18 protein-coding genes are annotated in these 18,807 nt (G+C 36.8%); 4 read left to right on the top strand and 14 right to left on the bottom strand.

Annotation, left to right across the window (positions count from 1 at the left end; genetic code table 11):
• Positions 1-4 precede the first annotated feature (4 nt).
• Genes DRF57_RS08230 through DRF57_RS08240 form a run of 3 tightly spaced genes read right to left on the bottom strand, consistent with a single transcriptional unit; the run spans position 5 to position 5,220 of the window.
• Positions 5-1,321 carry a lysine N(6)-hydroxylase/L-ornithine N(5)-oxygenase family protein gene (locus DRF57_RS08230; RefSeq protein WP_084084251.1) on the bottom strand — a complete coding sequence of 439 codons (1,317 nt, stop codon included), beginning with the start codon at positions 1,319-1,321 and terminating at the stop codon, positions 5-7.
• Positions 1,314-3,722, bottom strand: a complete 2,409-nt coding sequence (locus DRF57_RS08235) for a GNAT family N-acetyltransferase (protein ID WP_115917873.1) — start codon at positions 3,720-3,722, stop codon at positions 1,314-1,316. The genes DRF57_RS08230 and DRF57_RS08235 overlap by 8 nt, the downstream gene beginning before the upstream one ends.
• Positions 3,694-5,220 (bottom strand): pyridoxal phosphate-dependent decarboxylase family protein, encoded by a 1,527-nt coding sequence (locus DRF57_RS08240; protein ID WP_115917875.1) that lies wholly within the window; start codon positions 5,218-5,220, stop codon positions 3,694-3,696. The genes DRF57_RS08235 and DRF57_RS08240 overlap by 29 nt, the downstream gene beginning before the upstream one ends.
• A gap of 217 nt (positions 5,221-5,437) precedes the next feature.
• On the opposite strand from DRF57_RS08240, the gene DRF57_RS08245 reads away from it, so the two are divergent.
• Positions 5,438-6,535, top strand: a complete 1,098-nt coding sequence (locus tag DRF57_RS08245) for a TauD/TfdA family dioxygenase (protein ID WP_115917877.1) — start codon at positions 5,438-5,440, stop codon at positions 6,533-6,535.
• A 140-nt stretch (positions 6,536-6,675) separates the two neighbouring features.
• Here the strand turns inward: DRF57_RS08245 and DRF57_RS08250 are convergent, their stop codons facing one another.
• From DRF57_RS08250 to DRF57_RS08290, 9 genes are all read right to left on the bottom strand, one after another.
• Positions 6,676-7,485: an alpha/beta hydrolase gene (locus tag DRF57_RS08250; RefSeq protein WP_115917879.1), complete on the bottom strand. Its 810-nt coding sequence runs from the start codon at positions 7,483-7,485 to the stop codon at positions 6,676-6,678.
• A 175-nt stretch (positions 7,486-7,660) separates the two neighbouring features.
• On the bottom strand, positions 7,661-8,236 hold the full coding sequence (locus DRF57_RS08255) for a Crp/Fnr family transcriptional regulator (protein ID WP_115917881.1): 576 nt from the start codon (positions 8,234-8,236) through the stop codon (positions 7,661-7,663).
• Positions 8,237-8,299: 63 nt separating this feature from the next.
• A complete protein-coding gene (locus tag DRF57_RS08260; protein WP_115917883.1) occupies positions 8,300-8,821 on the bottom strand; it encodes a GNAT family N-acetyltransferase in 522 nt (173 codons plus the stop codon).
• Positions 8,822-8,830: 9 nt separating this feature from the next.
• Positions 8,831-9,847 (bottom strand): S41 family peptidase, encoded by a 1,017-nt coding sequence (locus tag DRF57_RS08265; RefSeq protein ID WP_115917885.1) that lies wholly within the window; start codon positions 9,845-9,847, stop codon positions 8,831-8,833.
• Positions 9,848-9,915: 68 nt separating this feature from the next.
• Positions 9,916-10,710, bottom strand: coding sequence for a helix-turn-helix domain-containing protein (locus DRF57_RS08270; protein ID WP_115917887.1), 795 nt, complete (start codon positions 10,708-10,710; stop codon positions 9,916-9,918).
• A gap of 52 nt (positions 10,711-10,762) precedes the next feature.
• Positions 10,763-11,344: a 5'-methylthioadenosine/S-adenosylhomocysteine nucleosidase family protein gene (locus tag DRF57_RS08275; protein ID WP_047492784.1), complete on the bottom strand. Its 582-nt coding sequence runs from the start codon at positions 11,342-11,344 to the stop codon at positions 10,763-10,765.
• A 361-nt stretch (positions 11,345-11,705) separates the two neighbouring features.
• Positions 11,706-12,407 carry a DsbA family oxidoreductase gene (locus tag DRF57_RS08280; protein ID WP_047492782.1) on the bottom strand — a complete coding sequence of 234 codons (702 nt, stop codon included), beginning with the start codon at positions 12,405-12,407 and terminating at the stop codon, positions 11,706-11,708.
• Between the two features lie 67 nt (positions 12,408-12,474).
• Positions 12,475-13,641, bottom strand: a complete 1,167-nt coding sequence (locus tag DRF57_RS08285; RefSeq protein WP_115917889.1) for an MFS transporter — start codon at positions 13,639-13,641, stop codon at positions 12,475-12,477.
• Positions 13,638-14,579, bottom strand: a complete 942-nt coding sequence (locus DRF57_RS08290; RefSeq protein ID WP_115917891.1) for an alpha/beta hydrolase — start codon at positions 14,577-14,579, stop codon at positions 13,638-13,640. The genes DRF57_RS08285 and DRF57_RS08290 overlap by 4 nt, the downstream gene beginning before the upstream one ends.
• A 158-nt stretch (positions 14,580-14,737) precedes the next feature.
• Between DRF57_RS08290 and DRF57_RS08295 the strand changes: the two genes are divergently transcribed.
• A complete protein-coding gene (locus tag DRF57_RS08295; protein ID WP_115917893.1) occupies positions 14,738-15,115 on the top strand; it encodes a winged helix-turn-helix transcriptional regulator in 378 nt (125 codons plus the stop codon).
• 95 nt (positions 15,116-15,210) lie between these two features.
• Here the strand turns inward: DRF57_RS08295 and DRF57_RS08300 are convergent, their stop codons facing one another.
• Positions 15,211-16,395, bottom strand: coding sequence for an MFS transporter (locus tag DRF57_RS08300; protein ID WP_115917895.1), 1,185 nt, complete (start codon positions 16,393-16,395; stop codon positions 15,211-15,213).
• 234 nt (positions 16,396-16,629) lie between these two features.
• Here DRF57_RS08300 and DRF57_RS08305 point away from each other — a divergent pair, with 234 nt between their 5' ends.
• Together DRF57_RS08305 and DRF57_RS08310 are read left to right on the top strand one after the other, a co-directional pair.
• Entirely contained in the window at positions 16,630-17,388 is a 759-nt protein-coding gene (locus DRF57_RS08305; protein WP_047492768.1) for an NUDIX hydrolase, read from the top strand.
• Positions 17,389-17,471: 83 nt separating this feature from the next.
• The gene (locus DRF57_RS08310; protein ID WP_115917897.1) at positions 17,472-18,203 is read left to right on the top strand and encodes an MBL fold metallo-hydrolase; all 732 of its coding nucleotides are present in this window, start codon (positions 17,472-17,474) and stop codon (positions 18,201-18,203) included.
• A gap of 16 nt (positions 18,204-18,219) precedes the next feature.
• Here DRF57_RS08310 and DRF57_RS08315 read toward each other — a convergent pair whose 3' ends face one another.
• Positions 18,220-18,561 carry a helix-turn-helix transcriptional regulator gene (locus DRF57_RS08315; protein ID WP_052188711.1) on the bottom strand — a complete coding sequence of 114 codons (342 nt, stop codon included), beginning with the start codon at positions 18,559-18,561 and terminating at the stop codon, positions 18,220-18,222.
• Positions 18,562-18,807: the final 246 nt, after the last annotated feature.

Consider the following 18,807-nt stretch of genomic DNA (forward strand, 5'->3'; position numbering starts at 1 on the left):
AGTATTAAATTTGGGCAGTTGGTAAATCAGCATATTTTTCTACATCAAAATCCTGGAAAGCAATTTTCTTCTCAATTTTGTAATGCTCTCTTCCAAGAATATCATTGATGATGTAGGAATTACGGTAGGCAGCCATTCCAAGGTCTGTAGAAATATAGCTATGGGTATGCACTTCAGCATGGAGCACATAAATTTCGCCTCCGTTGTGATCTATAGAATAATTTCTGTTGACATCAAACAATCCGCTTGAATCTCTTTTAATTCTGGACTGTATATTTTTGAGGAATGAAGGCTCATGGTAACGGTATCCGGTTCCCAGGATCAGGTAATCTGCTTCCTGCTCATAAGGAACCCCCTGTTCCAGCTGAGTAAATTCAAGATTAATAACCTCCTGATTGGTATTATCTACCCTGTTCAGCTGGCTGTTAGGAATTATTTTAAGATTAGGATCAGCGTTGTCAATGTTCAGATCATAAATGAAATCATAAATATCATTGATCAGGTCATAGTTTATTCCCTTAAACTGGCTTTGCTGTTTGCTTAAAATATCTCTTCTGGCAGACTCTGTTCTGTTATAAAAGTAGTCTACATAGTCTGGAGATGTTAGCTCCAGAGTCAGTTTAGAATATTCCATCGGGAAGAATCTGTCCGGGCGGGAATACCATCCTAATTCGGTCTTTTCATCTCTGTTTTGAAGCAGGTCATAAAAAACTTCAGCAGCACTCTGCCCCGATCCTATAATGGCTATTTTCTTACCTTCAGCCAAAAGCTCTTCTTTTCTGTAGAGATAAGAACCCGTATGAATGATTCGGGAATCTTCTTTAGGGATAAAAGAAGGAATATGAGGCTGTGTTCCGGTACCAAGAATAAGTCTTTCCGTTTTAAAAACTACTTTTTCTTTCGTTTTTGTGTGCACTGTTGTTACCAGATAAATACCATCTTCATAGTCTATATCCATCACCTGTGTCGAAAAACGACATTGGGGAAGCTGTTCAATCACCCATTGGCAGTACCGGTTGTATTCCTTTCTTGGAATGAAGAAACTTTCTCTGATAAAGAATTTATACAGCCTTCCTGTTTCTTTAAGATAATTAAGAAGACTTAAAGGATTCGTAGGGTCGGCCATAGATACACAGTCACATAAAAATGGGGTCTGCAGGGTTACATGATCAATCATTAACCCGGGATGCCAGTCGAAACCATCCCTCTGATCCAGGAAAAGTGTTTTCAGTTCCGTAATTGGATTGGATAAAGCGGCAAGCCCAAGATTAAAGGGACCGATTCCTATGCCAATTACATTATAAATAGTGTCATTATTCATGTTCTGTGATGTTTGTGGTGAATTGTACGTCTTTGTTTTGAGGGAATTTTTCCCAATACCATTCTCTGTAGCAGAAATTGAGATTTGCTTTTTTATGAGGCATTTCAATTACTTTATCTACTTTGAAACCGACGTGGGCTTTATTCATCATTGATGCAAGAGAATCTACGGAACCCTCTCCTACCATTTTACCTACCTGTGGCTGTGCAAAGACATAATCCACCATAGATTGTGTAGAAGGGGAAACATATTTCTTTTTGGGATCTATAGGTGCTATAAACTGATGGGTACCGTAATCTGTAGGCAATACTTCGTAATAATCCCCAACAATGTCTCTGCAGGCCCAATAAATTTCGATATTACAGGAAGGCTCACCGTTGCTCATTACAATATAGCTGTGGGCTTCGTTACCCGGAAGCATCACACGATAGTATGTTTCAAGCTCGTCAATCGACCAGTTCATCTGCCATATCTTTACGGCATGCTCGCGATTAAACCACTCATGGAGCATTTCAAGGTCGTTTTCAAGATCTATAGGCCGTATGGTAATCGTAACATCTTCCTTTTCAAAATAACGCTTAAAGAATATGTCTTTTCCCTTTGGCTGAATCAGTTGTTCTGAAAAGAAATACTCATGAAGAAGGTTGGGTACTTTTGCATAAGATACGGCTGAGGCATTTACTCCGCCATCTACGTCAAAGACTGCAGACTGCAGATTTGATTTTACAGCCCAGTATTGCTGCTCCAGGGCATAATCTGTAAGATCTGACGGTTCTGTTCTGTGAAGATCTTCGAATTCCTGATACAAAATGCTGATGAGCTGCCTTTCTTTCACCCATTCTGTTTTACCCATTGAGCTGATAAGTGCTCCCAGGTTACTCACTAAAAGATGGTGAGAAATAATTTGCATAAGACGTTCATCTCTGATGAAAAGTTCTTCAATATCAGGACAGCTTCTGATAAGCTCCTCATATTTTTCTTTGAAACTTTCTCTTAACAGATAGCCTTGTCCATCCCTTACAAAAATGGTTTCCGGAAGGAGCTGATCATTGAGTCCTATAAGCAAATTCTGCTGATGAACTTCCGGAGCCATCCCATAATGGCTGAAGAGCCTGTTTAAAGGAGAAAGCAAAAGATGAATATATTTCTTAAACCAGGTGATCGCTGCTTGTTCAGGATCAGTACCCAATTGATCGGCTACTTCTTTGAAAAAATGCCTGGTAAAATTGAAGCTCCCTGCCGGTTCATCCTGACACAGTCTTGCCAGTAAAAGAACTTTTTCTCCCCCTAAAAAGGGATTCTCACGAATCAGGATATTGAAGCTGTCAATAGTATTCCCTTCATACTGGACACTTAAAGTGGCAGGTTCCAGAAGGAGTTTGAAATGAGGAAAGTTATTTTCAAAAGAAGCCCTTTCATGCTGCCACCATACAGCAGAAGCATATCCTCTATTGAGATCTTTTAAGCTGTTTGTCCTTACAGATCCGGTCATCAGAACATGTAAAGAAAATTTCAGCATCCAGCTGAAATCAGGATTATAAAGACTTCTTATCGATGATGTGGCATAAAAATCATCTCCTAATGGTCCGATATGAATGATTTGTCCGGAGCCAAGCATTTCCGGATATTCTTCCGTTGATAGAAGATATTGTGCTTCCCAAGGGTGGCATGGAACAATATAATAATCATTGATGTTTTCAAAATCGTAACTTTCTGGTATCGAAACCAATTTCTCGAATATTTCTTTCGCTGAAATTCCGGGAAGTGATTTCTCCGTGATACAGCTTTTATGAATCAGAAAATAGTCAAGCTGAAATCCCTTTCCAAATTCCGGGCTATACAAAAGTTGCTCTTCCTCAGAAAATCCCATTCTTGATTTTGTAAAAGGATGTAGATTGTGGCCTACAGGCAGCAATTGTTCGGACTCTAAGAAGGAATAAGACAATTCTTTCTCTTGTTGTGAACAGGCTTCAGCGGTTAATTCCAGATTTTTCAAGCTGCTTTGAATTCTCTCAGAAAAACGGGCAAGCCCTTTTTCGTTTGAAGTATCAGAAAATTCCGTATAAATTAACTCTATCAGTTTTTCCGTCTCTACTTCAAATACATCCTGATTTTTATGATCTACAGCCCATACAGGAAATCCATAGTCATGAAAAGCACTTTCGGAACGATAAACAATCGGGGCAAACAGAAACAATCCGCTTTTCTTCATTTCAAATCTTAGATGCAACGGATACCTGGTATTTTGAAGTGCCTTTGCAGTAAGAAGATCATATTGAGGAACTCCCTGGTAAAACTTACCATTTCCAAGTTCTCTGAGCATTCCATTAAGAAGGATACGGAAAGTAATTTCCTGTGCTTTATCCCCTATTTTACTTTTCTGTATCAAAGTCTTTTCCATGCATTTTTATTTTATTGAGAATTTGATGTACATCTTCGGTCGTGGTAATCGGATTCAGGAAAGTAAATTTCAGATAGAAATTTCCATCCACTTTTGTACTGGCAACGAGAATCTCACCGCTGTAGAAAAGTTTCGTCTTAATATGTTGGTTCAAGGCATTGAGATCATTATGATCAGGTCTTACGTAACGGAATACCAAAACGCTAAGGTCAGAATCGGAAAGAAGTTCGAAGTCTGCATCTTCAGTAATCATTGAGGCTACATCTTTTGTAAGATCTATTACCGTGTCCGTATATTCGGCAAGCTGTTCTTTACCCATCATTCTTAAGGTAAACCAAAGCTTCAATGCATCAAATCTACGGGTACTTTGTGTAATGGATTTGTTGATCTGTGCAGGAATTTCCTCTTCATCCATTTCTTTAGGATTCAGGTAATCAGCATGATGCTTAAGAATCAGGAGCTCTTTTTTATTTTTAACAATGAAAGCGCTGCTGCTGATAGGCTGAAAAAAGGATTTATGATAATCTATTGTTACTGAGTCTGCTCTTTCTATTCCGTTTAATAGATGACGGTACTTATCGCTTAACAGTAAAGCGCATCCGTAAGCAGCATCTACGTGCATCCAGATGTTATACTGGGCTGCAATATTAGCTATATCTTCCAATGGATCTACGTTTCCGAAATCTGTAGTTCCGGCAGTTGCTACAATACCAATAGGAATATTTCCAAGCTGTTCTTCTCTTTTGATATATTTTTTTAGCAAAGCAATATCCATACGGAATCTTTCATCTGTAGGCACTTTAATAATGGCTTTTTCACCAAGCCCCATGATAGATGCGTTCTTCAAATTGCTAAAATGCGATTTATCGGAAACAAAAATTCTGAAACGGTCGGCTTCTCTTGGTAGCCCATCTAATTTGATATTATGATTGTAGTTCTTTTGAGAAAAGCAATCGCGCATCATCACCAATCCCATCAGGTTACTTTGTGAACCTCCGGCAGTGAAAACACCATCGCTTTCATTGGTTTGGTAGCCTAGTTGCTCAGCGGTCCAGTCAATCAGCTTCCTTTCCATAAATGTACCTCCGGCACTCTGATCATAAGTGTCCTGAGAAGAATTGATGGCACTCACAAGGATTTCTCCTGCCAAAGCCGGAATAACAACCGGACAGTTCAAATGAGCTACATACTGTGGAAGGTGAAAAGCCGTAGCATGTTTTACATAAATATCATCTACTTCACTAAGAAGTTCTTTATAATTGGAAAGTTTTTGATTAAGATCAATCTGCTGTACCATTCCTTTCATTTCTTTAGCTTCTATGCCGCTGAAAGGTTTGTCGTTTCTATAAAGAAATTCTTGTACAAGGTCTAATGTGCTGTTGACAGCATTACGATAATGATCGTAATTGTCAGGATGGAAAATATTTCCAAAATTCCCCGAAATGTGATGTGAAGGAGTGGTTACCTGCTCTTCCAGGGACATAAAATTGTTACTCATATATGTATTTGTAAGGTGATTTTTTAAATCAATAGGTTGTATGTGGTTTTTTGATATATAGATTTATATATCTGACAGTCAGGTTTTTAAATTTTACATTTTTTTACTTTTTTATTTGGTGATTCATTAAATATTCATAAATTTGAACTCGTTATTGTTATTTAGAATAATTAAAAACAAATATAAAAATTATTATTTAACGCCAAATTTTTTTTTAATGAATTCTCTAGAAATTTTAGATAACGACCGTATGACGCAGGTAAAACTGCTTCCTACAGTCATTGAGATCACATCTCAGGAACGAAGAATGATTAATGATGCAGCGGTGCATCTTCAAAGAAAATATGGTAGCTATGAAAACCGTGACTTTATAAGACACGTACATCAGTTGGCTTCTTATTTTTTACCCGAGAGAATCTTACATATAGCGGCTGATTTTGCGAGTGACTTTTCAAAAAATCAGTATGGAGCACTGGTATTCAAGGGATTAATGGATATCGATCAGGAAAGTATAGGCAGAACGCCGGCCAACTGGCAGTCTGCTGATTATTCCAAATTTGACCTTTATGGTTTTGCCTGTGCATTAATCCATGGAGCGCTCCCTTCCAAACCGGTACAATATTATTCCCAACGTAAAGGAGGTGGATTAATTCATGCCATAATACCCGATGAGAAAATGCGTGAAACCCAAACAGGATCGGGGTCTTCCACCGACCTGTATGTGCACACCGAAGATGCATTTTTGAAACATCAGGCCGACTTTTTGAGTTTTATGTATTTACGAAATGAAGAGCAGGTACCTTCTACCCTGTATTCTATCCGTTCTCATGAATCTATAGGTGAAAACTACAGACCTCTTTTTGAACGTATTTATAAAATACCAAAAGATGCCAATCTGGAAACAGCAACAAACGAGGAAGATACGCTGGATTCTGTTTTGTATGGTAATTTTGAGCTCCCTTTTATGAGGTTTGATGCCGCTGAACAGCTTTTCAGCTCTACGATTAAGCAATCGGAGGACGCTCATCATTATCTGAAAGAATTCTGGGAAGAAGCAAGACACCTGATCTATTCAGATTTCACCCCTCAGGCAGGAGATGTTATTCTGGTCAACAATCATTTGTGTGCCCATGGAAGGTCTGCTTTCCGTGCCGGAGTGAGGAATATTGATGGTGTAGAATATCCATGTGAAAGAAGAATTATGCTCCGCATGATGAGTAAGGTAAGCTTGATCGATATGAGAGCGCATACCCTTACGGAAGATCCGTTCTTTGTCATTGAAGAACATCTTGGTAAAAATTTCACCGACCTATAAAATGCTTCAACAATATTTTTAATATGACTTGACAGTAATCCTTTTTAAGACCCGTTCTTAAAAAGGATTTTTTATAGAGATACTTTGTTTAATTAATTGATAAACTGCTTTATATGCCTGTTCATATAAAGCAGTTTTTATTATTTGAAATATTTATCAAAAAGAGTTAGCTGATTGGATAATGATTGGCTCCAATAGGCGGGATCATGGACACCTAAAGATTCAATATACAAATGTTCTATTTTAAGTTCTGTAAGTTTATTATGAAACTTTCTGTTTTGTCCGATCATCTGAACATCTTCAGTACCACAATCAAAAATATAGCGCTGTCCGGCACCTGCCATGAGTTTTACTTTAGTGTCAGTAAGGAAAGCAGGATTAAGTGAGTCAAATGGACCCAATACCTTATTCACCATATATTTCTGATAGCCCTCACCGAACGAGTTGAAATCTAAAGCACCACAAGAACTTCCAACGATACCAAATGTTTTGCTGTAGGTGACCCCGATATTGGTAGCTCCATAGCCTCCCATACTCCAACCCATAATTCCTCTGTATTTTTTTTCAGATTTTACAGGATAGTTTTTATCGATGAAATCCACTAATTCTTTTCCTATAAAGGTTTGGTATTGTGAATCTTTGACAATAGGACTATCTACATACCATGAACTGTAATTCCCATCCGGCAGTACATAAATTGTTTTATATTCCTGAGCTTTCTTAACCAGATCCGGAATATCCTGCTTGATGATCCTGTCCGGATTACCACTGAAACCGTGAAGAATATATACTGATGGATAAGTTGTATTCGGTTGAATAGTGGGGGTAATGATAATTGTTTTGATCTTTTTATTCATTTTCGGACTGAAAACTTCCTGATGAATAATTTTTTGTGCTGATCCCTGTACAAAAGCGGTAAGCACAATGACAATGTTGATTAATTTTTTCATGTTGTAAAAAATGTTTAATGAGTACTATCAGGATGGATCAGTATAAATGTAAGAAGTTTATATTTTTAAACAAAACATCTGCAATCATTATTTTAAACCGATGTATCTCTGATGATGACATGACAAAGTTGCCCCGGAAAAAATGAAAAAGCCTCAACATATGTTGAAGCTTTTATTAATTTATTTCTTTTTTAATCCTGCTGAGCTGGGTAGGTGTAACCCCTAAATAAGAGGCTATATAATGCTGTTTCAGTCTATTATGAAGAGGTTTATTTTCAAGCAGCTGCAAATAGCGCTTCTTGGCGGTTTCATATTTTAAAGACACTTCCAAAGGCTCTTTTTTCACCACCCAGTTTTTTTCTAAATAATGAATATGAAAGAGAGCCAGATCATGGTGTTTTTCCAGTAATTCCCGATAGGCTTTTACAGGATACTGAATCACCGAACAGTCCTCCAGAGCAATAATATTAAAATCGCTGGGTTCATTTTTAATAATGGCTGCAGTAGATGCTACAAAGCTGTTTTCTTCAAAGAAAATTTTGTAGATATAATCTCCTTGTTCATCAATGGTATAATAGCCGATTAATCCTGACTGTAAAAAGTAATAATACCTGGCCATACTCCCGGACTCCAGAAGAAGCTCATTTTTATGATATTGCTTTTCAGTACAAATGTCTAACAAAGCAGCGGCTGTTTCCCCGGATAAAGGATAATACTGATTGATCTGCTCTAAGAATATTGATTTATTCATTGTTTTTTTGAAAACGCAAAGGCGTAAATTTCTTTGGAGGTGGTATATCTATCAAATTACTATTTAATCCAGTATCTTCTTCATCATTAAGTCGGTTTGCTCCTCATCTCCAAGTCTGAAAATATGTTTGTCAAATTCTACAAATCCGTTTTTCCTGTAAAAATGTAAAGCTCTCAGATTCTTTTCCCAAACTCCCAGCCAAAGGTAAGATTTCCTTAAGTGTTGAGCAGTTTCCACTGCCTGATCATATAAAATCTGCCCCACCTTTTTGCCATGATGGCTTTTTTTCACATAAATCCTTTCAATTTCGAGACTTGTCTCATCCTGAAGCTCGGTTTGTCCTTTTCCGGAATTCACTTTCAGATATCCTATGGGATTATCTTCTTCCCACGCTATATAGAAGAGAGAATCCTGAGTATTGAGTTCAGCAGTTAATTTTGCGGTATTAAAACTTTCCTCAAGGTACTTTTTCATGGCTTCTTCGGTATTATCTTCTGCAAAAGTTTCAGAAAAAGTCTGTATTCCAAGATTCTGTATGATTTCCAGGTCTTTTATTCCGGCTTTTTGGATCGTTATTGATGACATATGATGTATTTATTGCTCTAATTTATTAATAAGATTTTTTATTTCAGGTATGCTAAGTTCAGTTTTTGTGTCTTTTTCTGTTTTTAAAATGTTTTTCAAAGCTTTAATATGGGCAGTCTTTAAAGCGTATTCAGCTTTTACTTCCTGATCAGGCATTACTCCGATATGTTCCCAATTGGTATGACTGCTTAAAGAAGTTATTTTTCCTGCCGGAACAAGGAGTAAATATTCATTCTGGATGATAAAATGATCCACCGGATTAGCTGTTCCTTCTGTCTTTTCACCTATAACTTCAGCTAGTTTATGCTGCTGCAAGAAATAAGCAAGCGCTTCTGCTGCAGAAAAACTAATTTCACTGGTCAGGATATAGACTTTTTTATGAAGGTATTTTGTACCGGAGACATTAGATTGAGTGCTATTCATTACGGTTTTGTTTGCATGCCTTAGATAGGTAGTATAGAGATCTGTTTTTTTATCAAAAAAATAACTGCAAAATAACAGAAGCATATCGTTTTCTCCTCCTCCATTTTCTCTAAGATCAATAATCAGGGAGTTCGTGTTGGCAACAAAATTCATGGCTGCAGCTAACGTAGCTGCGCTGGCTTCAGGGGATGCAAAACCTTTAAAATTGATGTAACCTATATTACCTTCCAACCGCCGAACACTTTCAAAACCAAAATTTTCAAGACTGTTGTGAAAATTATTTAATTTCACTTTTTCTTTCTCATCAACCAGTTTTTCAGGACTATAATTTTCAAGGTATTTAACAAAAAAATGCCCATCTTTTATATCTTTTCTTAATTTTTGGGTGAGAAGTGCTGCGAAATCTTTTTTATTCAGATTATTAAAAGTTCCTTTTTTAAGTTCACTTTGAAACAAAGAATCTACTTTTTTATAAGTTGTTGGATCAATATAGTAGCTCTTCACTTTTTCTGTAATGTCAGAAAGTACCGTAGTCATATCTCCTTTCTGAGCATAAGAGAATAAAGAATGAAAAAGGAAAATTCCAACCAATAATTTTTTCATAGAAATAAGTTTAAATATTTCTGTAAAAGTATCTCAATGAAAAGAGTAGAAATTGTAAAAATGGAAACTTAGATAAAAAACCAGATATTATTTTTTTCAGTATCTACGTTGTCAAAGAACTTCCCGGGACTTATCCTTGTCAGTTCCTTAAAGTCTTTAATAAGATGCGACTGATCATAAAAAAGATGTTCATAGGAAAGCTCTGTAAGATTTCTGGATTTTTTATTTGAGATGAGCACGTTACGAAATCGCTGAATTTTCCTGAATTCGGAGGCAGGCTTAAACAGATACCGTTTGGAAATCTTATTGACGTATTGTCTTGTTATTTTATTTTTCACGGCAATTTCTTCGATGCTCAGTTCAGTTTCAAAATCAGCCAAAATAGTATAGGCCAATTTTAAATCTTTCTGGCAGAGTATTGAAAGCCAGTAATTTTCCAGCATTTCAATTTGATTTTTTCTGTTGGGTTCTTTTAAAACAGCATTGCTGATGTCTTTAAAATCTGAAAGTTGAATATTTTCCTCTAAAGATGTACGATCATCTGCATCAAAAAAATGATAGATTCCCAAGGGTTTAAAATAAAGAGTAACTTCATTGACAGATTGTTTATAAAAAATCTCGGTAGGAGCAGAACATCTGAAAACAAAATCAATCACTATGTTTTCTGACAAAGATCGGCTCAGCTCCATCCGTCCGTTATCTTGAGTAACGGATACATCCTGACAAGCTGATACAATACAATAATTATCCGGAAATGTAAGATACCTGACCGGCTTATGATCGTCATCTTTTTCTATAAAATAATACCCTTCAATATATTTTTTTAGAACAGGATGTACCGGCTGGTAAAAAGTAACTTTCATATAATCGGAGGTCTTAAAAAAAGAATCTTACAATAATCTTACGGACTGCTCCTTACGAAAATAATATTTTCTTAAATGCTTCAGAAGCCAAATGTACCTGTACACTCCAGTCATCAGCTGCATCACTTCCTGCATCATCAGAAATGTATTTCAGACATAGAAACGGAATATTTTCTTTTTGAGCTATAAGCGCCAACGGATAGGCCTCCATATCTACAATATTATAATCTGTCTCAGAATGGTTCATTTCAAAACTGTCACCACTTCCACAGATTCCTTCTTTTAAAGTATCCATTTTAAGCCCATACTCCAATATTGGAGGAACTCCCGATAATGGAGTTTCATACAGCTGGAAACCAAGCCCTCTCACATCCATATCCCGCTGGATAAACTTTGTACAGCATACTACTTCTCCTTTATGAAACCCTTTGCTCCCTGCTGAACCTAAATTAACAATCAATTTTGGCTTTCTAAGATGAATTTCTCTGGTCAGTTCTATCGCTGCATTGACTTTTCCAATTCCTGTTACCAATTTATTTTTTCCGTCAAATACAGTTCCCGCTTCTGAGTCTAATGCAAAAACAAAAAGGGTATCTGCAATAGGATAATGAACTTCGTTATTAATTTTTATCATAGAAAAATGAGATGTATACCTTGTTTATAGAGTCTTACAAAGATATAATAGTTTTCTGTATTTTGTAAATATTATATAGTCTGAAACTTTTGTCTTTGAACATTAAGAATAATAAATATCAGATAACTGATTATAAAAGTAAACAAAGGAATTTCAAATGATAAATAATTACATTTTACAAAAGCCAGCATATAAATGGCAGGCCAATCATTTCACCTGCTAAAATGATCAGTAAATAAGAAATAATGGAGACTATTCTCACACTGCTACTAATTTTCATAATCATTATTAACTGTTTTGTTAGGCAAGTCAGTAAAAATAAAAACCCGGAATAGCTTATAGCTTTCCGGGTTTGATATTGTTAGATACTGCATCCATCAGCATCGCAGGAAGCACCACTACTTCCGGAAATATCTTTAAAAGGACTTACCGTTTCTTTATAAGTCTGCTGAAGTGCTTCTTCAAAAGCTTCTACCGGCTGTGCTCCGGAAACAGCATATTTTCCGTTCAGAACAAAGAATGGAACTCCGGAAACACCGTTATTTCTGGCTTCCAGAATATCCTGATTGACCTCATTATCCCACTGATCGGTGGTAACTGCCTGTCTCGCTTCTTCTTTATCAAGATCTAAACTTTCTGCAAGAGAAACCAAAACTTCCGTATCACCTACATTCTTACCATCAATAAAATGGGCAATGAACAAAGCTTCTTCCATCTCATTGGACTTGTTATATTTTTTAGCCAAATGAAGCAATTTGTGAGCGCTGAAAGTATTGGTGATCAGAGCTTTTTCAAAATTAAAATCAATTCCGGCTCCTTTTCCCATCTGGGCAACCTGGCTGATCATTTGGGTAGCCTGTGCTTCAGGAAATCCTTTCTTTTCTCTAAAGTATTCAATTGTATTCTGGGTTTGCTTGGGATCAAGACTCGGGTCCAGCTGAAAACTCTTCCACTCCACTTGTACTTCATCCTTAAAAGGAAGTTTATTCAGAGCTTCTTCAAAATTATTTTTTCCGATATAACAAAACGGACACATTACGTCCGACCATATTTCTATTTTCATTGTATGTAATTAAAATTAATACATCAAAGTTAATACATTTTATTAATGTAACAAAATTTATTACAGTTTATTCTTTACAAGGTAGTATAGACTGGTTTCGTTTTTCATACAGTCCTTTTAAGATCATCATGGAAAATGCAAGAAGTCCAAAAACAAGTCCTACCCAGGGCGTAAAAACAACTCCTTTTGTGATGATAATCCACCCTCCGATAGTTGTTCCTAAGGTAACTCCTAAATTTCCGAAGGAGGTGGCCAGACTGTTGGCAAATTCTAAAGAACCGGGAGCTGCCGATATCATATAAGTAGAAGCATTCAAAAAGCTTGGTGAATAAAGGAAACCCCAAATCCCGATCACCAGAATAGTGGCTATCATATTTCCGTCTGAAACGTATAACAGGATGGGCACTAAAATAGTTCCGGAAAGGAAAAATGCCGTTGTTCCAGGAACATTTTTATTAAGCATCTTCCCGGCAATCCAGTTGGCAAAGATTCCAATAATTCCAAAAACCAGCAGCATATAACTTATCATTGTGGTATCCATCCCTTTTGCTTTGTTAAGGTAGTCTGCAAAATAACTGTATGTAGAAAACCAGGCCGTAATCATAAAAAAATTAGTTAATGTGCTTAAGATAAAAGAAGGCTGGCTAAGAATACTCACCTGACTTCCAAAAGATTTTTTCTCCTGTACAGGCATTGACGGTAACAGAAACTGAATCGCAATCAGTGCTATTAAACTTACTGCAGTCTGAATCATAAAAGAATATTCCCATGACCAAAGACCAGAAATCCATGTAGCAAAAGGAACAGTTGTTACCATGGCGATGGCAACCCCATTAAAAACAATGCTCATCAGTTCGTTTTTTTTATGTTCTTCAGCCTGAGATACGGCTACCGCCAAAGCGGATGCTATATATACCGGCTGCAGAAATGCCGGAAGTATTCTTACCATCATCAGCAGCCAGAATGGTGGTGAAAATGAAGAAACAAATCCCGTAACCAAAAACATAAAAATAGCAACCAGCATTATTTTTTTCCGATCAAATCCTGAGGTAAGTAAAGTCATAAAAGGCCCGGTAAGCGCAATGATCAGGGCAAAAGCACTCAACAGATAACCTGCTTTATCAATACTGATGTTATAATGTTCTGCAATCTGAGGCAGAATACCAATGACTCCAAACTCTGTTGTGATTACTGCAATAAATCCCAGACAACCTATATAAGCATATTTTTTCATAACTGCTTTTCTGTACTCATTTTAAAATTTTGATGGGCAAATTCAGACATTTCGTTGATTGCAGATTGTGTTTCATTCAGGACTTCTCCCATATGCATAAACCCATGAACCATATCGTTATAAAAGCTTTTTTTGACAGTAACACCTGCATTTTCCATATGATCAGCAAGTTCTTTTCCATCATCAACCAAGGGATCGTGCTCTGCTAAAATAACCAGTGTCGGTGGCGTTTTTTTAAAATTTTTCAATAAAATAGGTATTGCTAAAGGATTGTTGGCCTGATCCGCAGGAAGATACCAGTTCCATGCCTGTATTCCTCCTTCTTTATTTAAAACAGGTCCATTTTCATATACTTTCCAGGAATTTGAAGTGAATGTATTGTCTGCAGCGGGGTAAATTAATACCTGAAATTTCAGCAGCTCTCCTATCTCTGTTGAAACAGCTGTTGAAAGGGCTCCTCCGGCACTGTCCCCTATAATCCCTATTTGGTTTTGATCAATTCCTAAAGAATCAGCATGATCTATTACCCATTTTACAGCATCAATATTATCATTCAGTCCCGCAGGAAAAGGATGCTCAGGAGCAAGGCGGTAATCTACAAAAATAATGACAGAGCCCGTTTTATTGGCTAACTTACGAACAACAGCGTCATGAGTTTCATATCCTCCGGCAATAAACCAGCCTCCGTGTACATATATAATAGCGGATGATTTATGAGCCGTTTTTCCCTTAGGGCGGTAAATACGGATAGGAATCTGATGATTTTCCTTTGGAATATTCAATTCTTCAATCATGGTAACGGGTTCCTTTTTTCCGCTAAGCTGAAGACACATAGTTTCTAGATATTTCCGGGTATCATCTAACGGATTCTGGGCATTAAATGATTGTATCTTTTCTAATTGATTTAAAATCTGATTGATTTGTGGTGTAAACTGCATTGTTTTTTAATTTTGAATTACATTGTTTCAACAGGGAACTTTAGCGCTATCATTCCATTACTGCTGTATTTTTTCTCTTTATGGTACAAAATTAAATTTCAAACCTTACATTTGCACTGTATACAGCGAATTGTACGGTACTAACAAATTTGTAAGTAATGGGGAAAATAAAAGAAAACTCAACTAATAATATCAACAGACAATATATCCATGAATGCGATCTTACCTATGCCGTCTGTAAGATTGGGGGGAGATGGAAGCTTTTGATTCTGGATAAACTTAAAGAAGGAAAACTGCGTTTCAGTGAACTTAGGAAATCCATTTCGGGAATAACGGAAAGAATGCTTACCCTGCAATTAAGAGAACTGGAGAAAGAAGGCTTACTGAAAAGAACAGTTCATGCCGAGGTACCACCCCGGGTAGATTATGAGCTGACAGATATTGCCAGAGAACTTATTCCTATCTGGAATGAGCTAAGTAAATGGGGAGGAAAGCATCGGGACTTAATACAGGAACAGGTAGAACCTTATAAATAAGCCTTACATTATGGAAGCCTAAAACTTCTTCTTATAAAAACAAAATCTCTGATCAATACTGATCAGAGATTTTTTATTATTGTATGGGTATGATCTCATTTTTTGTTGACTCTTTGACAGAAAAGAATATGAGCAATCAGGGCCAAAACACCAAAGGTTGTTCCTACAAAACAAACCCCTGCCCACTGTGCTTTCTGCCATGCAACAGAAGCCAACCAGGTACCTAATGATCCTCCAATGAAATAAGAAACCATATACACTGTATTGAGTCTGTTTACTGCATTGGATTTTATTAAAAAGTAATTAGTTTGGTTCATAATGTGACTGGACTGTACCCCCAGGTCAACAAGAATTACACCTACAATCAGTCCCCAATAGGTTTCTCCTGCAAAATAAGTGAACCCCCAGCTTCCTATGACAATCAATAATGAATACAGGATAATCCGGTTGATATCCAGATACTTTTGCAGCTTCCCTACTTTTGCGGCAGCCAATGCTCCTACCGCTCCTGCCAGTCCAAAACTTCCTACAACAGAAGATCCTGCATTAAAAGGAGGTTTTTCCATATGGAAAACCAATGTAGTAAACAAAGCACACATAGACCCGAAAGCCATTGCACCACGGAATGATGCAAGCTGAAGAATAGGCTGTGTTTTGGCAAGGTGAGCCACAGAGCGCATCAGCTCTTTATAGGTGCCTTTGAAATTAGGATGCAGTTCCGGAAGCATTTTATAAACAGCCAGCCAAACTAAAATCATTAAGCCAGCCGCAATCCCAAACATAGCTCTCCATCCCCAGACTTCACCTACAATTCCTCCTACAAAACGGGAAAGAAGAATCCCTAATAGCAGACCGGACATGACAAGCCCGATATTGCCGGCTTTCTCCTTATCTGAAGAAAGTTCTGCTGCAATAGGAACAAATAGCTGCGGGATAACAGATGTGGCTCCAATCAATAAACTGGCGGCATATAACATCCATAGCTGAGTGGCAAAAGTCATCCATAACAGGGAGCCAAAAACAAGAAATAAATCAATTAAAATCAACTTCTTACGATAAAATTTATCTCCCAGCGGTACAAGCAATAATAATCCCAGCGCATACCCAATTTGGGTAAGTACCGAGATCCTGCTCGCCGCACTTTCCGAAACATTTAGATCTTCAGAAATAAGGGCCAGTAAAGGCTGATTATAATAATTGTTGGCTACTACAAGTCCGGAAATAATGGCCATCAGCCAAATTACAGTCCTTGAAATACCGTTAGAAGCGTTCTCCTGCATGTTACAAATAAAAATTAGTGTGAGTAGAAAATGATTTCGAATGACCGGATCCTATCAGATCCTTCAGAAATATATTCTTTTTATAAGAGCCCAAAGGTAATCATTTTAATAAAAGAACATCATCTATTTAATCTGTTGATACAATAGATGACTTTTCTTAAAAACAAGCTTTAATAAAGTATTTTCTGAAACATTGACCCGTTTTTATATTACATTTGTCATACACACTTATTTATGAATGATATCGATTCTAAAGAGCAGATTTTAAAGCGGTCTGTAGAAGCAAAAGAAATTTATCTCCCTCATCTTTCAGCAGATCCTGTTATTTTTGGTTTTGATCAGAATGAACTGAAAGTCCTGCTGGCAAAAATGAATTACCGAAAACAATGGCTTCTTCCCGGAGGATATGTACACAAGGATGAAGACCTGGATGAAGCTGTACTCAGAATTCTGGAATCCAGGACGGGTGTAACCAACGTTTTTCTTGAAGAATTTGGAGTTTTTGGGAAGAGAAACAGAAGCGAGTTGTATTTTGAAGATTTTGATGACAGTCTTTTCCAGAAACAGCGGTTCATTTCAGTGGGTTATTATGCCCTCTATAATTCTTCTGAGATTAACCCGGTTGCCGACGAAATGAGTGAAACCTGTGAATGGGTTTATTTAAAACAGCTTCCGGAAATTGAGCTTGCTATGGATCATCGGGAAATCATTGACAAAGCACTGCTAACCCTTAGGGAAAAAATTTCCTATAAACCCATCGGATATAATCTGCTTCCTGAAAAATTTACACTTCCTGAACTGCAGAAACTCTATGAAGCCATATTGGGTAAAACCCTTAATCGCGGAAACTTTTACAGGAAGATTAAAAACTTAGGTATTTTAAGGAAGCTGGAAGAGCAAAGACGCGGAGGAGCCCATAAATCTCCCGACCTTTACTCTTTTGATCAGGAAAATTATACAAAAGCTTTGGAAAACGGCTTGAACAACTGGTAGACTATCAGTATAATTGCTTTTGTTGATGATTCCAATTGATGAAAAACCTTTGAAGTTGTAGAAATATTGAAGAAATTTGCAGCATGAAAATCATTCCCCTTAAAGAAGGTAATTTCTCAGCAAGCAAAACAAAAGATTTTAGTCTTTTAACAGCAGAAAATATTGATACGGCTAAAGGAATCAAAATGTCTGTACAGCCTTTTCTCATCATCACAGAAAACGACTATATCCTGTTGGATACAGGTATGGGCTGGAAAAATGAGAATGAAGTATCTGTGGTTTCTGAAATCCTGGATAGAGAAAACATCAAACCGGAGCAGATTACAAAAGTACTGCTCTCCCACCTTCATAAAGACCATATAGAAGGCGCTGTAACGGCTACAGACTATGGTTTTGAAGCTACCTTTCCGAATGCTGAAATTTATATTCAAAAACGGGAACTGGATTTTGCCATGGAAAATAAAGGAAATCCTTCTTTCGATTTCGATACCCTGGAAAAACTGATCCAATTGCCTCATATTGTATGGATGCATGAGGATAAAGGACAGATTACTGAGGAGATATCTTATGAAGTAGTTGGCGGACATACTCCATTCATGCAGGTTTTCTGGATTCGTGAGAATGAAGAGACAGCTTTTTATGGTGCTGACGATCTACCACAGGCCTCCTATTTAAAATATCACCTGGCTTATAAAAGTGATTTCGATGGCAGAAAAGCCATGGAACTAAGACTTAAATGGGAAAAAGAAGCAAGAGAGAACCGTTGGAAAATACTTCTTTATCATGATCTGGACAAAGCTATTGTGGAAGTTTAAATCTAAGAAAAATGGTTTAAATTTCATTAAACCATTTATAAATATCAATCTCAGAAGGAATATTGAGTTTTTTTCTGATTCTGTTTTTCCTGTTTTGTATCGCTTTTGGGGTGACAAATATACAGGTGGCTATTTCTTTTGTCGTCATATTAAGCTTAAGATAAATACAAAAAATAGATTCAGAATTTTTAAGGCCTGGCTGTATAGCAGATAACTTTTCGAAAAAATCAGGATAGACTAATCTGAATTTACTAAGCAAACGGGGTGAGTTTGCTTTGGCAAGAGCCATAATTTCGTCTTCTACAAGAATCTTCTGATTCAAATCCTCTAAGTGGGATTCATGTTTTTTGTTTTTCATAATACGTTCTCATCTCTACTAAAGTCTGATACAACATCCTTTATGCATCAGTACAATATCTTTTTCTATTGATCAATTCCTGTTTTGAGCATTCAACACAGAAATTGAAATAATTTTTATGTATTAAAAATTTTATTTGCTTTTTTAAATACTATTCAACAAATCACCCTATTACCTTATGCTTGTTGAATGATTTTGTTAAAATATTTATAAATATGAATTTTCGTTCATTTTACACAAAGCAAA

This window comes from Chryseobacterium rhizosphaerae (assembly GCF_003385455.1).
Taxonomy (GTDB): domain Bacteria; phylum Bacteroidota; class Bacteroidia; order Flavobacteriales; family Weeksellaceae; genus Chryseobacterium; species Chryseobacterium rhizosphaerae.